This is a genomic window from Pseudomonas sp. IzPS59, assembly GCF_014863505.1.
Taxonomy (GTDB): Bacteria; Pseudomonadota; Gammaproteobacteria; order Pseudomonadales; family Pseudomonadaceae; genus Aquipseudomonas; species Aquipseudomonas kribbensis.
Map to the genome: position 1 here is coordinate 4,532,893 of NZ_CP062251.1, position 16,466 is coordinate 4,549,358.

Sequence of the window (16,466 nt, forward strand, 5' to 3'; positions counted from 1 at the left end):
TTATCGCGGAGTGCTGTATGACATTGACCTCTCTCGCTACAACCGACACACCGGACACCCAGGAGTTTCGTGCCAGACAGGCATTGGGACTTGATCAAGGCCCCGACATCGAAGACCTGGTTCCCGAGCCCGACGCACGGGAAAAGAAAAGCTACCAGGCGCTTGAACGCGCATCGCCTGAGTTTGCGCTATCCATGCCCATGCAAAAGTACATGGCAAAAATCACCGATAACCGAATCGTCGACACCGTAACGACCTTCATGAGCGGCCAGTCCACGTTGATAAAGCATCTGGGCGCCGACATCCTTTCGAACGCGTCCGTCGAGCAACTGCGCGCGACACCGTCGGTATGGCTGCAGAAAATACTCGACTCGACCCAGGCAACGGCACTGACCGAGAAGCTGTTGAAACAACTCAAGTGGTACGGTGCAAACCCCGGCGAACAGACTCCAGCGTCCATCCGCTACCAACTCTTGTGTAAAGCCATCCGCCTCTATGTGCGGGCGCCTTCGGTCGAACATCCGCATGCGCTTGCCGGCTTCAGTTGGGAAGATCCAGCCCATTGGGGCAAGCACTATGAAACCCTGCGCGGCGATTTCGAACAGCACCTGCTGAAAGCGCGGCGCGCAGCCGATAACAAAGAAGTAATCGTGCTGGCCCATGTGCTGTACACCCGCGAGGCAAAAGATTTCACCGTGGGCGACATTCCGTCCGATCTTCGCTACAAGAGCTCGATGGTGTGGGTCAATTTCATGCATGGCGTGCTGCTGGCTGACGAACTTGGCCTTGATCGATTGCAGCCGCTTTCCTTTCAACAGCTCGTCAATCTTCCTCTGGAGCGCAGCACCAACGCTTCAACCGAGGAACTTGAAAAAATTACGCGCCTGAGACTGGGCCCGGCACTCGACTGGGCAGTCTGCTTGGGCATCGTTCAGCCGCGAGTGGCATCCGACTACTCCGAGGAGGAAATCGAACGAGCCATGGCGGCGCTGGAAAGCCAGAGTGAAAGCCTGAACAAGGCCGTGCAATCCCTGGAACTGCGCCCGCCGGACAGATTACAGATGGCCAAGCGAATGAAAGACGACGCCATGGGTAGCCATGTACTGGAGACGGACGGACGCAAACTCCTGCGGGACGATCCGCCAGCCGCTCTGGGGCACAGAGACATGCCGTCACTGAAACTGGAAGGGTACGGGTTTCTGGATCTCTATGCCGATGGGCAGTTCGATGATGGCAAACGATGGTTTTTCACCGAACCGGATGGCAAGACGCGAACCCTCGAAACATTCCGAATAGACGAAAACAGGCATTTTTACTCGGAACGCAAAGTACACGGCATTTATCGGCAGATGTTTACCGGCGGGATCGTTCGCAACTTTTCCGGCAAACCGCTCCCGGATGTCAACGCGGAGTTTGCATCGGCGTTCGACAAGCACCTGACCACCATCAGGTCCGCTTACAAGACCTTGATTCTCAGTCTGCTGGCATCCCTGCCGCTGGCTGACCGGCGGACGCTGGAACAAGGTGATATTGAAGTGCTGGGCTTGCGCGCAAAAACAAGACCGGGCATTCATACAGAACCTCTGGCGAGGAAAGGCTTCGTACTGAAGGTGTTACTGGAAGGCCAGTTCAGCTATTACGAGGTCATCCCGAGCGCCGGTTTCATTCGTCAGAGAACCGGACTGAGGTTTTCGACCATAAATGGAGTGTTCACCGAGTTTCCGTTGCATGCGGTTATCCCCGGACAAACCTTTTCAAGCAAGGACAGCACGTCGCTACTCCTCGACTGGAATGCTCATGCCAGTGGCTCCCCCCCTGCCGCTCGGCAGTACTACATAGGACTTCTCGATGTCGTGGCCCGTGTATCGCGGGACTCGGCCGCTAAAGACTCGGTGGGAACAGGCCTGGAATCCTCCCGGCTGATTGCACTGGCAGACCACATCGCCACGCATTTTCTTTACGTCGATGAACAGCATCTGCGCATTCAGGCCCGCGGCATGACGACCTTCGATACCATCCGGGCAAAAATCGAGAAACGGCTTGCGGTGTTCGAGGCGATCGTTAAGAGCTTTGTACCGTTCTGGGGCAGCATTGACGATCTCTCGTCGGAGGGAACCGGGAGCAAAGTCATGGGCGGTCTGGGATTACTCCTCGATCTGGCGTCTTTCCTCTACCCTGTGGGCAAGTTCATCTCGGGTACGGTGCGACTTGCCCGGGCCGGCGCCAGCGTCACAGGCATGGTGGTCAAAGCCAGCCTGCCATCGTTCTCGACCCTGTCGCGCAAGTTGATAACTTCCTCACTGAAAAACCTCAACCCGCTGGATGGCATCCCGACACTGGCGAAGTCACTTGCCCTCGGCAGCGGCAAAGGGTTGCTTGCCGCAGGCCGGTTGGGTCTCGGAGGGATCCGCCGACTGACCGGGCAAGTCGACAACTACCGTCTGATTCACAACATGCCACAGGCCATGGACCCCGGACGCTGGAAACCACTGACCCACGGCGATCAAATGGCAAGCATCAACGGCGTAGACGACATCCTGATACGCAACACCAGTCCGACAGACCTGGGTCGATTCCACCTTGTTGATCCTGCCACGTCTTTGCCCTATGGCCCGCGTCTGAGCAACAACCCTGGAAACCTGATCCACGGCCAATCCACCTTCAAGACCTTGCCCCCCTCTGAATCCCATGTGCTCGCCGAGATCCCGGAAAGTGCCCACATTCGTGAAGTGCTGGAGGTCGATGGTCGAACCACGCTGTTGATTGATGACATCCCTTATCGACTGGATGGCGATCAATTGCGCCGCGCCGACCTGATCGATGATCAGTCGCTACTGAAAGCCCTGCCGTGCAGGATGCGGCGCATGCCGGGGTCGGACGCATGCAAAACACGCTATGTCATCCGCGATCCAGCACCCACGCCGACCAACGGGACTTACGACACAGAGAAAGGCTGGGCACCCTGGTTCGGGGACAGCATTTACACCCCCGCCGCACCTGGCCGAGCGATACTGCTCAAAACCTTGAAAAAGAAAAGCAGACACCAGGCGACGATAGCCTTTCAAAAAGGGATTTACGGGCGAATCAAAGTAGATATCCCCTTCGGCACCCGGAATCAGTACGATACCTTCGAGGCCGGCGCCACCATCGTCCCCGCCATGGACGGCTCAAAGCACTATGTGTTGACTCGACTGGACGCCGGAGCCTTCTACGTGGCAGAACTGCCCAAAGGACAGAGCCTCGCCACGCCGTTGACGCTGCGCAAGGCCAATACTTTGCCTGCCGATCTGAAGGGTGAACTGATGACGGTCTACACCGGGTCGCTCAATGCCAACAACATGGCGAGAATCTACGGTATTCAAGCCGTAGAACGCGCCCTCGAAACCATGGAGAAAATTGCCTTTCGCATTGGTGGCCACAAGAACCCGCCCGACACGCTCAAACTGCTTAAAGTCGATACCAGCCCCGGAGAAGCGGTGTTGTTCGATCACTCCACGCGCATGATCGTCAGCCGGCTTCCGGACGGTGCTGCATCCTGGTCACGCAGCCGGGACGCATCGCAGACCTTTCGCCAACGAACCGCCGACATCTTCGATACGCTGTTTCGCGAGAAGACAATCAATGTCCGGCCAAACGCTGATCTGAAAATCAATCAGGCAATGGACAAACTTCAGACAATGCTTCCATCTAAATTCCAGGGAAAAAATCCGCGAAACATCGCCTACGCCGACATTGTGACGTCGACCGGCAAGCGTGAGGTGTATGTCAGCGTTTCCGGCGCGCAAGGACTGACCGGAGAACTGCCGCTGTTCAAGCCTCCATTCGCGCCGGATAAAGTGATTGTCGGCGACACCACCTACTTCAACATCGACTTCGGCAAGACCTTCAACAGAACCTCACTGGAAGTCCCGAGTGAAGGGCAATTGGTGGCGATTCCCCATACGATAAAGGACATCGACACCTACACGCCCGCACTGACCCGCCGGCCTACCTCTCTGGACAGCGAGGCCAAACTGATCAGCGTGCTCCGCAAGAAATATCCCGAAAACCACATGATTGCATCGGCCGACGTGGCCACGACCATGCCCCCCTGCACCAGTTGCTCGGTGATCGTTAAGGCGTTTGGTTACGACGGCACAGCCAACGCGCTGGAGGTTCTATGGAAATGACCTACATCCGCTGCAAATGCCCATAAAGCTTGGCGTACAACCCACCATCGGCAATCAGTTGTTGATGGTCGCCATCCTCGGCAACCTGCCCGCCGTCGAACACCAGCACCCGGTCCGCCTGCTTCACCGCTGATAAGCGGTGGGCAATGATCAGCGTGGTGCGGCCATGGAGGAACCGCGCCATGGCCTGGTGCAGGTTGTATTCAGTGGCGGCGTCGAGGGCCGAGGTGGCTTCGTCGAGGATCACCACTTTCGGCTCGGCGAGGATCATCCGCGCAATCGCCAACCGTTGCCGCTGGCCGCCGGACAGGCGCACGCCGGAGCGGCCGACGATGCTGTCCAGGCCGTCCGGCAAGGCGCGGATGGCGGGTTCGAGCTGTGCGATTTCCAGTGCCTGCCAGCACGCTTCGTCGTTACGGGTTCGGCCCATGGTCAGGTTGGCCCGCACGGTGTCGTTGAACAGCGCCGGATGCTGCAGCACCACCGCGACGTTTTCCCGAACCGTTTCCAGGCCGATTTCCTGCTGGGTCGAGCCGCCGAAACGGATGGTCCCGGCCAGTGGCGTGTAGAGCCCCAGCAGCAATTGCACGAGGGTACTTTTGCCGCCGCCGCTGGCGCCGACAATCGCCACTTTCTCGCCCGGTGCGATGGACAGGTTCATCTGATCCAGCACCAGTTCATCGCCATAACCGAAGCTCAGGCCTTGCACCTCGATGCCGACGGTCTCACGCCCCTTGAACGGATCGATACCGCCAGGGTATTGCGGCTCGTCGGCGCGGGCCAGCAGCTCGTTGATCCGCGACAGTGCACCGCCCGCCGCGTAATAGGCGTATTGCAGGTTCAGCAGTTGTTCGACCGGGCCGATCATGAACCACAGGTAACTGAACACCGCGAGCATCTGGCCGATGGACAGGTCGGAGAACAGCACCGTGAGCATTGCCGCTGCGCGGAAGATGTCGATGCCGAACTGGAACAGCAGACCACTGGCACGGTTGGATGCGTCGGTCTTCCACTGCGAATTGACCGCATAGTTGCGTACTTCCTGGGCCCGCAGCCCCAGCCGTCCGAGAAAGTAGCCCTGACGGTTGCCGGCCCGCACTTCCTGAATCGCATCGAGGGTTTCGCTCAAGGCCTGAGTGAAGCGCGAGGTGCTGTCGTTCTCCAGTTTCTTCAGGTGTTTGACCCGTTTGCCCAACTGCACCGTGGCGTAGATCACCAACGGGTTGAACAGCAGGATCAGCAGCGCCAGTTTCCAATGCATCCACATCAGGATGCTGGCGGTGCCGACCAGGGTCAGCATCGCCACCAGAAAACGACTGAGGGTTTCGCCGACAAATTTGTCGAGAGTGTCGAGGTCGGTGACCAGGTGCGTGGTGACCGTGCCGCTGCCCAGACTTTCGTATTCACCGAGGGAGATCCGCTTGAGTCTTTCGATCAGGCGCACTCGAATGCGATAGACGATGTCCTTGGCCAGCCGCGCAAACAACCGCGCCTGCAACACGCCAAAACACAGGGCGCTACAACGCAGGGTCAGCGTCACCACAAGCATCAGGCCGATGTAGCCCGCCGCTTGCTGCCACATCGAGGGCAGCACATGGTTCATGACTTTCAGCGCGGCATCGCCGTGGCCGAGCAGGACTTCGTCCACCAGCAGCGGCAGGAGTAACGGAATCGGCACGCTGCACAGCGTCGCCAGTACGGCCACGCCGTTGGCGATCCACAGGGATTTTTTGTGATGAAGTGCCAGACGCCGGACTTCAGCCCAGCTCAGCCGGTCGACACGCTTGACGGCTGGCGTGTCATCGGCCGGGTCAGACACAGGCCGCGCGCTCCAGCCATCGACCGAGCAACGGCGACAGTTCACTGAGCGGCTGGTAGCCGTTGGTCAGCAACGCCAGTTGGCCATTGCGTTCTGCGAGCAGGGTCGGAAATCCCGCGATGCCGAGATCTTGAACCCAGTTGAAATCGGCCAATGTGGCCTCGTGCTGGTCAGCACGATCGAACAACGCGGCAAATTCGATACGCGGTACACCGGCCTTTTCGGCCAGTTCCACCAGCACATCGGCGCGGGTGACATCGCGGCCCTCGACGTAGAACGCGTGCTGGATCAGGCCCAGCAGCGTCCATGCACAATCCGGTGCCAGAGAACGCGCCGTGACGATGGCCCGGCAGGCGGGCTCGGTGTCATAGACAAAGCCTTCGGGCAACGCACCTTCGAACTTGAACGGCTGGCCGGTGGCTTCGGCGACCGCCTGCCAGTGCTCGAAGATATAGCGCCGGGTCGTCGGCTCCAGCGCCGCGCCACTGCCGGTGCGCAATCCGCCGACCACCAGGTGCAGTTCCACCCCGGCAGCCTGCGCCTGCTCCACCAATGCCTTGGCGACCGGGGCAAATCCCCAGCACCACGAACACATCGGATCCATCACATAGAGCAGGCGTGCAGACATGATTAAGCCTCGGAGGATGCTTGCTTATAGTTGTAGCCGATCGGGTGCGGCATGTTGCGCGCTTTTGCCAGCTCGATCTGTTTCTGGCGGTCGATGGCGCTGCGGCGGGTCTTCTCGCTCAGGCTGTTCCAGCAGTGCGGGCAACTGATGCCGGCCACGTAATGCTCGGAGGCGCGATCCTCGACGCTGACCGGTGTACGGCAGGCATGGCACTGATCGTAGTCGCCTTCGCTCAGGTCATGACGCACGGTCACACGGTTGTCGAACACGAAGCAGTCACCCTGCCATTTGGTTTCTTCCTGCGGCACCTCTTCGAGGTACTTCAGGATGCCGCCCTTGAGGTGGTAAACCTCTTCGAAGCCTTCGCCCAGCATGTAGCTCGACGCCTTCTCGCAGCGGATGCCACCGGTGCAGAACATCGCGACCTTCTTGTGCACGGCCGGGTCGAAGTGTTCTTTGATGTAGTCGGGGAATTCGCGAAAACTGGTGGTTTTCGGATCGATGGCGCCTTCGAAGGTGCCGATCGACACTTCGTAATCGTTGCGGGTGTCGATCAGCAGCACTTCCGGATCGCTGATCAGCGCGTTCCAGTCCTGCGGCTCGACGTAGGTGCCGACCTTCTTGTTCGGGTCGACGCCTTCGACGCCCAGGGTCACGATCTCTTTCTTGAGCTTGACCTTGGTGCGATAGAACGGCTGCTCGTCGCAGTACGATTCCTTGTGGTCGATATCGACCATGCGCGGATCGTTGCGCAGCCAGGCCAGCAGGCCGTCGATGCCTTCACGGCTGCCGGAAACCGTGCCGTTGATGCCTTCTTCGGCAATCAGCAGAGTGCCTTTGATGCCGTTGTCGACCATCGCTTGCAGCAGGGGCTCGCGCAGGTTGACGTAATCTTCGAGGGTGACGAACTTGTACAGTGCCGCCACGACAATCGGTTGTGTCATGGGTATTTCTCCAGGTGGCTACCCTCGTAAAGGGTGAACCGGATGCGAAAAAAAACGCGCCGGGTGAGCGGCGCGTTGCGGATTCTAGCAAAAAACCTCAGTTCATTGCTGCAAGGCTCAATGCTTGCTGCCGCCGGCACAGGTCGGCGACGCCGGAGCGGCGCCCACTTCTGCCCATTCCTGCGGGGTGTAGGTGTGCAGCGCCAACGCATGGAACTCGCCCATCAGCTCGCCGAGCGTGCCGTAGACTTTCTGGTGGCGCTTGACCCGGTTCAGGCCTTCGAACTGCGCACTGACCACCACTGCCTTGAAGTGGGTCTGCAACCCGCGACTGTGCATGTGGCTTTCGTCCAGCACTTGCAGATGCTCAGGCTGAAGCAGCGCCAGCGTCGATTCGATGCGTTGTTGCATGGTCATCACGAACTCCGCTTACTTCTTCTTGGCCGGAGCCGCGCCTTTCGGTGCCAGCTCGTTGGTCATGTCGTCCAGCAGCTTGTTGACCACAGGAACGGCAGGTTCCAGTTTGGCCTGGGTCATCTGGGCCGATTGCTGGGTCAGCTGCGGCATTTTTTCCAGGACTTTCTTGCCCAGTGGCGACTGGTAGAACGCGACCAGGTCTTTGAGCTCCTGTTCGCTGAAGTTGCTGGTGTAGAGCTTGACCATGTCCGGTTTCAGCTTGTTCCAGCCGATGGCCTGGTCCAGGGCGGCGTTGGCCTTGGCCTGGTAGGTATCCAGTACGGCTTTCTTGGATTCCGGAGCCTTGGTCTGTTCAAAACGCTGGGCGAACATCTGCTGCACTTGCATGTACACCGGAGTGCCCAGCTTGTCAGCGTGCGCCAGGGTCAGGAAAGCTTCGGCACTGGCGTTGTGGCTGGCGGTATCGGCAAGCACCTGGCCGCTGGCGCAAACCAGGGCAACCGCGGTGCAGATGGCACGAAGACGAGTCATCGAGTTTCCTTTTCAGCTAGGCGAGGTAAAACCCCAAGGGCGACCATTCTGCGCCTGAATAACGCTGCGGCTCAACCCCCGGGCCTTGCCGCGCTTGATTGGCGGGGATTTGCCGGTCAACAATCGACTGGAGGGAACCACCCGGGCCGACACCGGCCTAAACTGCGCAAACAGACCAACAGGAGTGTGCACGATGAGCCGTATCGAAACCGACAGCCTGGGCCAGATCGAAGTCCCGGACGACGCTTACTGGGGCGCTCAGACGCAACGCTCGCTGATCAACTTCGCCATCGGCCAGGAACGCATGCCATTGCCGGTCCTGCACGCCCTGGCCCTGATCAAGAAAGCCGCGGCCCGGGTCAACGACCGCAACGGCGATCTGCCTGCCGACATCGCCCGCCTGATCGAACAGGCCGCCGACGAAGTGCTCGACGGCCAGCATGACGACCAGTTCCCGCTGGTGGTCTGGCAGACCGGCAGCGGCACCCAGAGCAACATGAACGCCAACGAAGTAATTGCCGGTCGCGCCAACGAACTGGCCGGCAATCCGCGCGGCGGCAAGACGCCTGTACACCCGAACGATCACGTCAACCGCTCGCAGAGCTCCAACGACTGCTTCCCCACCGCCATGAGCATCGCCACCGCGCAAGCGGTGCAGACCCAACTGCTGCCGGCCATCGCCGAGCTGTCGGGTGGCCTGGCCGAGCTGTCAGCGCGGCACATGAAGCTGGTGAAGACCGGTCGCACCCATATGATGGATGCCACGCCGATCACCTTCGGCCAGGAACTCTCCGGTTTCATAGCGCAGCTGGATTACGCCGAACGGGCGATCCGCGCCGCATTGCCTGCGGTGTGCGAACTGGCTCAGGGCGGCACCGCCGTCGGCACCGGGCTCAACTCGCCCCACGGTTTCGGTGAAGCGATTGCTGCCGAGCTGGCTGCGCTTTCAGGTCTGCCGTTCGTCACTGCCCCGAACAAGTTCGCCGCCCTCGCCGGCCATGAGCCACTGACCACCCTCTCCGGTGCCCTGAAAACCCTCGCCGTGGCGCTGATGAAAATCGCCAACGACCTGCGCCTTCTGGGCTCCGGCCCCCGCGCAGGTTTTGCTGAAGTGAAATTGCCGGCCAACGAGCCGGGCAGTTCGATCATGCCCGGCAAGGTCAACCCGACCCAGTGCGAGGCGCTGTCGATGCTGGCCTGCCAGGTGCTGGGCAACGACGTGGCGATCGGTTTCGCCGCCAGCCAGGGTCACCTGCAACTGAACGTGTTCAAACCGGTAATCATCCACAACCTGCTGCAATCGATCCGTCTGCTGGCCGATGGCTGCAGCAACTTCCAGCAGCACTGCATTGCCGGACTGGAACCGGATGCCGAAGTCATGGCGAAACACCTGGAACGCGGCCTGATGCTGGTGACGGCGCTGAACCCGCACATCGGCTACGACAAATCGGCGGAAATCGCCAAGAAGGCCTACAGCGAAGGCAAGACCCTGCGCGAGGCAGCGCTGGAGCTGGGCTATCTGACCGATGAAGAGTTCGATGCCTGGGTGCGGCCGGAGAACATGATCGAGGCCGGGGCCAAAGGCTGAGACCTCCCGATCCTTTCCGTGCCCGGCGCGGGAAGGATCATCCGACCAACAGTTTCGCCCGCCGGGCCTTGAGCCCGGCAATCAGCGAAGGCCCCAGTGCCACCAGCGCCGAACCCAGCACCACCAGCACCGCCCCGCCATAACCCAGACCGTTGATCTGCTCGGCATGCACGTATTCCGGCCAGGTCCATGCGGCAATCGCCACGGCACCGAAGGTCACCAGCGGTGTAATCGCCAACGTCGCACTGACCCGCGAGGCCTCCCAGTGCGCCAACGCCTCGGCAAATGCGCCATAGGCGATCAGGGTATTCATGCAGCAAGCCAGCAACAGCCAGCCCTGCAACGGGCTCAACTCCAGCGCCTCGAGCGGATGAACCCACGGCGTCAGCAGCAAAGCGCAGAACAGATAGATCACCATCATCACCTGCAGCGAATTCCACACCGTCAGCAATTGCTTCTGGCCCAGCGCATAAAAGGTCCAGACGGTCGAGGCCAGCAGCACCAGCAACACGCCAGCGGTGTAATCGGATAAAGACGTGAGCAACTCCGCCAGACGCTGATTGAAAAACAGCGCGAAGCCAATCAGCAACACCGCCAACCCCATGCCCTGACCAATACTGAAGCGTTCCTTGAACACGAACAGACTGGCGATCAGCAACATGATCGGCCCCATCTGCACCACCAGTTGCGCAGTGCCGGGGCTGAGCAGGTTCAGGCCCATCAGGTACAGCACGTAGTTGCCCACCAGACCGAGCACCGCCATCAGCACCAGCCAGCCGCCCTTTGGCCCGAGCACCTTGCGACTCGGCAAACGCTTTGTGGCCGCCAGATAAATGAACAGGCAGCCGCCGGACACCGTCAGGCGAAACCAGGTCACCGTGATCGGGTCCATCACCTGCAGCACCTGTTTGAGCTTGATCGGCAGGATTCCCCACAAGAACGCGGTCAACAAGGCCAGGAACATGCCGTACACCCAGCGACCCGATGAAACGTGCATGAGAACCCCGAAAGCCAATGACAGGAGCGCTCATTCTAGGCGCAGCGGCAAGCGCGACACAGGGACAGTTGCGCTCAAGCCGCAAATGAAACTGTGCAGGTCGCAGCATTAAATTGACGTGCTGCCGTTGATCGGCTGGCGAAGCGCTGCAAGTGGTTCAGGCATAAGCTCTTTGGATCCCATCCAGCGCAGCGCTCAAGGAGATCGATCATGTTCGGAATGCGCGCCCAGGACACCGTCCCCGCCACGCACTTTCGCAGCGACCGGGTGTGCCGGGTCAATGGCGAACTGTTTTTCAGCACCCGGGAGAACACCCTCGAAGGGCCGTTCGACAGCCCCGAGAAAGTCGAGCAGGAAATCCGCGCGTACATCGCGCGGATGCAATTGCTGGATTCCGACAGCCAGACTTAGCGCACCGCTTCAAACAACCCGGTCGCGCCCATCCCGCCGCCCACGCACATGGTCACGATGCCGTAGCGCAGATTGCGTCGCTGCAACTCGCGCACCAGATGCCCGACCTGCCGCGATCCGGTCATGCCGAACGGATGACCGATGGAAATCGAGCCACCGTTGACGTTGTACTTTTCGTTGTCGATTTCCAGACGATCACGGGCGTACAGGCACTGCGAGGCGAACGCTTCGTTCAATTCCCACAGGTCGATATCCGCGACCTGCAAACCTTTGGCCTTGAGCAGCTTCGGTACCGAGAACACCGGGCCGATGCCCATTTCGTCCGGCTCGCAACCGGCGACTGTGAAACCGCGGAAAAACGCCTTTGGCTTGAGCCCCAGTTGCAGGGCTTTTTCCAGGCTCATCACCAGCGTCATCGAGGCGCCATCGGACAGCTGCGACGAGTTGCCTGCCGTTACCGAACCATCCTCGGCGAACACCGGTTTCAATCCGGCAAGGCTTTCATAGGTGGTATCCGGGCGATTGCAGTCATCACGATCGACGATGCCGTCGAGGATCTGCACTTCTCCGCTGTTCTTGTCCTCGACCCGGTATTTCACCGACATCGGTACGATTTCGTCATTGAACAGACCGGCTGCCTGCGCCTGAGCGGTGCGGATCTGACTTTGCAGCGAGTAACGATCCTGCGCCTCGCGACTGACGCCATAACGACGCGCTACCACCTCGGCGGTCTGGCCCATGGTGTAGTAGATGCCCGGGGTCTGCTGCTTGAGCAACGGGTTGATCAGGTGATCGGTGTTGACGCTTTTCAGGGTCAGGCTGATCGACTCGACACCGCCGGCGACGATGATGTCGCTGCAACCCGAAGCGATCTGGTTGGCGGCAATCGCAATCGCCTGCAGCCCCGAAGAGCAGAAACGGTTGAGGGTCATGCCCGCCGTGCCGGTGCCCAGTTGCGAGAGCACCGCCACGTTACGGCCGATGTTGTAGCCTTGGGCGCCTTCGTTGGAGCCGGCGCCGACGATGCAGTCCTCGACGCTGGCCGGATCGACGTCGTTGCGCGACAGCAACGCGTTCACGCAATGGGCCGCCATGTCATCGGGGCGGGTCTGGTTGAACTTGCCGCGAAAGGACTTGGCCAGGCCGGTCCGCACGCTGTCGACGATCACCACTTCACGCATGGCATACCTCATTGTTGTAGTCGGTTGAGAGTGGACCGAGCATAAGTCCACCCCATCGCCGACCGCGACAATCATTCACCTCGCGTATGCGTGCCCATCGGTCAGTCCTTGTGCTTCTTTTCCTTCTTGTCGGATTTCTCGAAGGCTTCTTCCAGCGCGCGATTGATCGTGCGCAGCACCTTGACCCGGGCCCAGCGTTTGTCATTGGCCTCGACCAGTGTCCACGGCGAGATTTCGGTGCTGGTGCGGTCGACCATGTCCCCCACCGCCGCACGGTAAGCGTCCCACTTGTCGCGGTTGCGCCAGTCGTCCTCGGTGATTTTGAAGCGCTTGAACGGGATTTCCTCGCGGGCCTGGAAACGCTCCATTTGCGTGTCCTTGTCGATGGCCAGCCAGAACTTGACCACGATCACGCCGGCGTCGGCGAGTTGCTCTTCGAAGTCGTTGATTTCACCGTAGGCACGCATCCAGTCCGCGGTGCTGCAAAAGCCCTCGATCCGCTCTACCAGCACCCGGCCGTACCACGAGCGGTCGAACACGGTGAACTTGCCCCGGGCCGGAATGTGCCGCCAGAAGCGCCACAGGTACGGCTGCGCCCGTTCCTCTTCGGTCGGCGCGGCAATCGGCACGATGTTGTACTGACGCGGATCGAGCGCCGCCGCAACCCGGCGAATCGCTCCGCCCTTGCCCGCCGCATCGTTGCCTTCGAACACCGCCACCAGCGCATGACGGCGCATGCGCTTGTCACGCATCAGCCCGGACAGTCGCGCCTGTTCGGTGATCAGTTGCTCTTCGTAATCCTTCTTGTCCAGGTTCTGGTTCAGGTTGAGGCTGTCGAGCAGGTTCAACTGATCCACCGACGTGCCCAGCGGCTGGGCACTGACAGCGTTCGAATGCACGTCCGGACGCTTCAGCGCATTTTGCAGGCCTTCGAGCAGGATCTTGCCCACGGTCAGGCTGCGGTAATGCGCATCCACCCCTTCGATGACATGCCAGGGTGCGTAGTCGCGGCTGGTGCGGCGCAACACCCGCTCGCCATATTTGACGAACTTGTCGTAGGTCTCCGATTGCTGCCAGTCCAGCGGGCTGATCCGCCAGCTGTGCAGCGGGTCATCGGCGAGGGCCTTGAGCCGCGCCTTCATCTGTTTCTTGGACAGGTGGAACCAGAACTTGAAGATCAATGCGCCTTCATCGCACAGCATTTTCTCCAGCCGTTCGGCACCGGCGATGGCCTGGTCCAGTCGCGGGTCCTTGAACAAACCGTGCACCCGGCCCTGCAGCATCTGGCTGTACCAGTTGCCGAAGAAAATCCCCATCCGCCCCTTGGCCGGCAGCATCCGCCAGTAACGCCAGGCCGGTGGTCGCGCCAGTTCTTCATCGGTCTGCTGGTCGAAGGTACGCACTTCGATCAGGCGCGGGTCCATCCACTCGTTCAGCAGCTTGACCGTCTCGCCCTTGCCGGCGCCTTCGATGCCGTTGATCAAAATGATCACCGGAAAACGCTTTTGCTGCTGCAACTCGAACTGGACTTCCAGCAGTGCTTCACGCAGCGCGGGGACGGCGGCGTCGTAGGTTTCTTTGTCGATGGCGTGACCGATTTCAGCGGATTCGAACATAGGGACGGCTCCTTCCAGGATTCAGCAAGACTAGCGGATTGGGCACAGACACGGCACAGAAATTCCCGCCGGCGGCGGATTGTCCTTGAGTCATCCGTAGCAAGGCTTGCCATGGATCAAGCGCCGCCCGCGTGATCGGCTAGAATGGCCGCCTTGCCGTTGCCGAGCCTGCCATGAAACCTGTAATGCCCCACGCCCAACTCGACTGGGATGACCAGGGACGCCCGCGTTCGCGAGTGTTCGACGATGTGTATTTTTCCGACCAGTCGGGGCTGGATGAAACCCGCTACGTGTTCCTTGAGCAGAATCGACTGGCTGAACGCTTCGCCGCGCTGCCGGCGGGCGGGCGACTGGTGATCGGTGAAACCGGCTTCGGCACCGGGCTGAATTTTCTCTGCGCCTGGCAGTTGTTCGAACAGCATGCGGTGGCCGGTGCGCGGCTGCATTTCGTCAGCGTGGAAAAGTACCCGCTGAGCCCTGCGGACCTGCAACGGGCGCTGGCGTTGTGGCCGGATCTCAAGCCGCTGTCCGATCAACTGCTCAAGCATTACGTGGCAATCCATCAGGGCTTCCAGCGCATTGTTCTGGATAACGGTCGCGTGACCCTGACGCTGTTGATCGGCGATGCGCTGGAGCAGTTGCCGCAACTGGACGGCCAGATCGACGCGTGGTTTCTCGACGGTTTCGCCCCGGCGAAAAACCCCGAGATGTGGACCGCCGAACTGTTCGCCGAGCTGGCGCGGCTGGCGGCGCCCGGTTCGACCATCAGCACTTTTACCAGCACCGGTTGGGTGCGACGTCTGCTCAACGCCGCCGGATTCAAGATGAAGCGCACGCCGGGTATCGGTCACAAATGGGAAATCCTGCGTGGCGAGTTTCTCGGCTGGCCGGAGGATGTGCCGTTACCCGCCGCGGACAAACCGTGGTTCGCCCGCCCGGCGCCTGTCACTGGAGATCGCCGAGCCTTGGTGATCGGCGCCGGCCTGGCCGGTTGCGCCACGGCCGCCAGCCTCGCGGCGCGGGGTTGGCAGGTCAATCTGCTGGAACGGCATGCGGCGGTGGCGCAGGAAGCCTCGGGCAATCCGCAAGGCGTGCTGTACCTGAAACTGTCCGCCCACGGCACCGCACTGTCGCAGTTGATCGTCAGCGGCTTCGGCTACACCCGGCGCCTGCTGGAAGCCCTGCAGCGCGGCACCGACTGGGATGACTGCGGCGTGCTGCAACTGGCGTTCAATGACAAGGAACGCGAGCGTCAGACGCAGCTGGCGGCAGCGTTTCCCGAAGATCTTCTGCAGTGGCTCGATCAACCCGAGGCGCAGGCCCGTGCCGGGATCGGTCTGGCCCACGGCGGTTTGTATTATCCCGAGGGTGGCTGGGTGCATCCGCCCGCGTTGTGTCAGGCGCAAGCTGCGCAACCGGGCATCACGCTGCTGACTCATCAGGACGCTGTCGAGCTGCGCAAGATCGACGGTCAGTGGCAAGTTTTCGACGGCGGACAATTGATCGCAACAGCGCCCGTCGTGGTGCTGGCCGGCGCCGCCGAGATCAAACGGTTTGCACAGAGCGCCGAACTGCCGCTCAAACGCATTCGCGGACAGATCACCCGTCTGGCACAGACCGAAGACAGCCAGGCACTGGCAACGGTGGTCTGCGCCGAGGGTTATGTTGCCCCTGCCCGCCTGGGTGAACACACCCTGGGTGCCAGCTTCGACTTCAACAACGACGACCTGACCCCGACCACCGCCGAACATTTGGGCAATCTGGCGATGCTCGAAGAAATCTCCGAGGATCTGGTCTTGCGCCTGCACATCAAGGATCAGGATCCCGAACACCTTGAAGGACGTGCCGCATTCCGCTGCACCAGTCCTGATTACCTGCCGATCGTCGGCCCGCTCGCCGACCGCGAAGCCTTCGATCAAACCTACGCAGTCCTGGGCAAGGATGCCCGGCAAGTGCCGGACATCGCCTGCCCGTGGCTGGACGGCCTGTACGTCAACAGCGGCCATGGTTCACGCGGTTTGATCACCACACCATTGTCGGGCGAATTGCTGGCAGCCTGGCTGGACAACGAACCGCTGCCCCTGCCCCGCAGCGTGGCCGAAGCGTGTCATCCCAACCGGTTTGCCCTGCGTCGGCTGATTCGGGGTAAATGACCTGCGAGCACC

At 60.7% G+C, this 16,466-nt stretch carries 12 protein-coding genes; 4 read left to right on the forward strand and 8 right to left on the reverse strand.

Going from position 1 to position 16,466, the window contains the following annotated elements; translation table 11 throughout:
- Positions 1-17 precede the first annotated feature (17 nt).
- Complete coding sequence (locus IF189_RS20265; RefSeq protein WP_192552166.1) at positions 18-4,169, forward strand: hypothetical protein; 4,152 nt, start codon at positions 18-20, stop codon at positions 4,167-4,169.
- A 1-nt stretch (position 4,170) separates the two neighbouring features.
- Here IF189_RS20265 and IF189_RS20270 read toward each other — a convergent pair whose 3' ends face one another.
- From IF189_RS20270 to IF189_RS20290, 5 genes are all read right to left on the reverse strand, one after another.
- Positions 4,171-5,988 carry an ABC transporter ATP-binding protein gene (locus tag IF189_RS20270; protein ID WP_192552167.1) on the reverse strand — a complete coding sequence of 606 codons (1,818 nt, stop codon included), beginning with the start codon at positions 5,986-5,988 and terminating at the stop codon, positions 4,171-4,173.
- The gene (locus IF189_RS20275) at positions 5,981-6,616 is read right to left on the reverse strand and encodes a DsbA family protein (RefSeq protein ID WP_085710830.1); all 636 of its coding nucleotides are present in this window, start codon (positions 6,614-6,616) and stop codon (positions 5,981-5,983) included. Before IF189_RS20275 ends, IF189_RS20270 begins: the two co-directional genes overlap by 8 nt.
- Positions 6,617-6,618: 2 nt before the next feature.
- The gene (locus IF189_RS20280) at positions 6,619-7,560 is read right to left on the reverse strand and encodes a rhodanese-related sulfurtransferase (RefSeq protein ID WP_085710831.1); all 942 of its coding nucleotides are present in this window, start codon (positions 7,558-7,560) and stop codon (positions 6,619-6,621) included.
- Positions 7,561-7,677: 117 nt separating this feature from the next.
- Entirely contained in the window at positions 7,678-7,977 is a 300-nt protein-coding gene (locus IF189_RS20285; RefSeq protein WP_065257175.1) for a BolA family protein, read from the reverse strand.
- Positions 7,978-7,989: 12 nt separating this feature from the next.
- Entirely contained in the window at positions 7,990-8,508 is a 519-nt protein-coding gene (locus tag IF189_RS20290) for a DUF2059 domain-containing protein (RefSeq protein ID WP_085710833.1), read from the reverse strand.
- A 193-nt stretch (positions 8,509-8,701) separates the two neighbouring features.
- On the opposite strand from IF189_RS20290, the gene IF189_RS20295 reads away from it, so the two are divergent.
- A complete protein-coding gene (locus IF189_RS20295) occupies positions 8,702-10,096 on the forward strand; it encodes a class II fumarate hydratase (protein WP_085710834.1) in 1,395 nt (464 codons plus the stop codon).
- Between the two features lie 37 nt (positions 10,097-10,133).
- Here the strand turns inward: IF189_RS20295 and IF189_RS20300 are convergent, their stop codons facing one another.
- Positions 10,134-11,093: a DMT family transporter gene (locus IF189_RS20300; RefSeq protein ID WP_134827717.1), complete on the reverse strand. Its 960-nt coding sequence runs from the start codon at positions 11,091-11,093 to the stop codon at positions 10,134-10,136.
- 210 nt (positions 11,094-11,303) lie between these two features.
- Between IF189_RS20300 and IF189_RS20305 the strand changes: the two genes are divergently transcribed.
- Positions 11,304-11,504: a DUF6316 family protein gene (locus IF189_RS20305; RefSeq protein WP_192552168.1), complete on the forward strand. Its 201-nt coding sequence runs from the start codon at positions 11,304-11,306 to the stop codon at positions 11,502-11,504.
- Here the strand turns inward: IF189_RS20305 and IF189_RS20310 are convergent.
- Both IF189_RS20310 and pap read right to left on the reverse strand, forming a co-directional pair.
- A complete protein-coding gene (locus IF189_RS20310; RefSeq protein ID WP_119429702.1) occupies positions 11,501-12,685 on the reverse strand; it encodes a thiolase family protein in 1,185 nt (394 codons plus the stop codon). The two genes, IF189_RS20305 and IF189_RS20310, sit on opposite strands and share 4 nt — an antisense overlap.
- 101 nt (positions 12,686-12,786) lie before the next feature.
- Positions 12,787-14,301 carry a polyphosphate:AMP phosphotransferase gene (gene pap / locus IF189_RS20315; RefSeq protein WP_085710838.1) on the reverse strand — a complete coding sequence of 505 codons (1,515 nt, stop codon included), beginning with the start codon at positions 14,299-14,301 and terminating at the stop codon, positions 12,787-12,789.
- A gap of 173 nt (positions 14,302-14,474) precedes the next feature.
- Between pap and mnmC the strand changes: the two genes are divergently transcribed.
- Entirely contained in the window at positions 14,475-16,454 is a 1,980-nt protein-coding gene (mnmC, locus tag IF189_RS20320; protein ID WP_192552169.1) for a bifunctional tRNA (5-methylaminomethyl-2-thiouridine)(34)-methyltransferase MnmD/FAD-dependent 5-carboxymethylaminomethyl-2-thiouridine(34) oxidoreductase MnmC, read from the forward strand.
- Positions 16,455-16,466: the final 12 nt, after the last annotated feature.